The organism is Paenibacillus sp. 01T422, from assembly GCF_056398785.1.
The window spans coordinates 1-1,842 of sequence record NZ_JBFTQB010001090.1; the positions used below are offsets into that span (position 1 = coordinate 1).

General features: G+C 46.4%; 2 protein-coding genes and 1 pseudogene. All 3 read left to right on the top strand.

Annotated elements, in window-relative coordinates; all coding sequences use genetic code 11:
* On the top strand, positions 1-807 hold an 807-nt coding region (locus tag AC1DUA_RS35875), incomplete at its 5' end, for an MFS transporter (protein ID WP_477504276.1).
* A 38-nt stretch (positions 808-845) separates the two neighbouring features.
* Positions 846-1,256: a hypothetical protein gene (locus tag AC1DUA_RS35880; protein ID WP_477504277.1), complete on the top strand. Its 411-nt coding sequence runs from the start codon at positions 846-848 to the stop codon at positions 1,254-1,256.
* Between the two features lie 297 nt (positions 1,257-1,553).
* Positions 1,554-1,842: pseudogene (locus AC1DUA_RS35885) on the top strand (hypothetical protein); the annotation flags it as partial.

Here is a 1,842-nt window from a genome sequence, read left to right on the forward strand (position 1 = left end):
GTCTTTGGCTTCAGTAAAGCAGGTGAAGGAGAGGGTGGCTGGAGTAGCGCAATCGTTCTCTCATCGATCATAATCGGCCTGATCTCTCTAGTGCTATTCGCACTTCGCCAGATCTCGATGCGCGAGCCAATGATGAACTTGCGTGTCTTCAAGTACCCGATGTTTATTATCGGATTACTTCTTGTACTGTCATGTATGATGATTATCTTGTCTACCATGATTATTTTACCGATGTATTTGCAAAATGGGATGAAACTATCCGCATTTACAACAGGGCTCATGCTGCTTCCGGGCAGCGCGTTGAACGGGATCCTGTCACCACGCATGGGACGTTTATTCGATAAGTATGGGCCCAAATGGCTTGTAGTCCCAGGTCTCGCTATTGTAGCTGTGATGTTATGGTTTTTCTCCAGTATCACCGTTGCCTCTTCAGTGGCCTTTATCGTTGTTCTGCACATTGGACTCATGGTTGGTATCTCCATGGTATGGATGCCGTCGCAAACGAACGGACTTAACCAACTTCCGCCGGAACTTTATCCGCACGGTACAGCAGTCATGAACACGTTGCAACAGGTTGCAGGAGCTATCGGTACAGCCATCGCAATCAGCATTCTAACAAGTGGCATGGAGAAGTACCTCGTCAGCTCTTCGAAGCCGAGCGAACCAGTCGAGGCAGCTAAAGCCATGATGCTCGGTTCCCAGAACGTATTTTTATTTGCTATGACTGTGACACTCATCGGATTAGCCGTGGCATTCTTCATCCGCCGCGTTATCGTTAAGCATTCGACGATGAATGCGATGCATTAAGTTTAGCAAGGAGCCCGCTTAGGCGGGCTTCTTTTTTTTTGTTTCACAAATTTTCACATATAGACGTATTCAGGACGAATAGTGATATTGTTGGCAAGCATGCCTGCCTGGTCTGTCTCGCGGCAGCTAATAAACTGCTTATTCGATCGCCTCATGAGCAGAACAAAGAAGCTAAGTTTGTGCAGGGAGGCACGATTTTGTTCCATAGACGTGTGCTTAAAAAGGTGCAGTTTCCTGATCGCTCACTAGGGGAAGACGTGGTTTTCCTCAGAGCCTGTAAGCGTAATGGATTTAAAACTTTCGCAACAACACCTTTTAACTACGTGTATATCCGTCGTAAAAATAAGTTGAGCCATACATGGCGGGTGAAAGACGACTTCTATTTGAAAGGGAGCCTGCTCCTCGCCTTGACGAGAGATTTCCGCCCCTTCGCCAAACTGAAAGCATAAGAAATCCGCCTCGCCGATGGGGATCGGCGGTGCGGTAAGGGGAGGAGTCTACGTTTAACAATATATTCTAATATTGATTAGATGACGTAAGTCTTTTGCCTAATTTGGCTCCCCCCATAAAAGTAAAGTTATAAAGCGAGGAGAAAAGACCGTTCACATGAAAATTGTCCGCCAGAAAACGGGGGATTTGTACGTTATAAGACGTAATCGTACCTTATGGCGTAATCATTTTTCCCCTAAAATCAGAAATGTAAGCGCTACAAAAAAATCTGGATTTTATTACTGGGGGTATTCATAGTGAGGGACTGGACGAAATTGAGCAGTATCGCACTCGCATCAATCATGGCAGTTTCGCTTACAGCATGTGGCACGGAATCGAAGAATGACGCAGGTTCAAAAGCAACACCAGCAGCACCTGCGGGTGCAACTCCTTCTGCTCCAGCAGCGACAACCGCGGCAGCACCAGCAGATGCAGTTGTTAAGCTTAGCATCTATACCAATCATTTCGACGATGACACATCGAAGCCTTACGATTACGCAGTCGCTGAACTTAAGAAAGAAATGCCAAACATTGAAGTTACCCTTG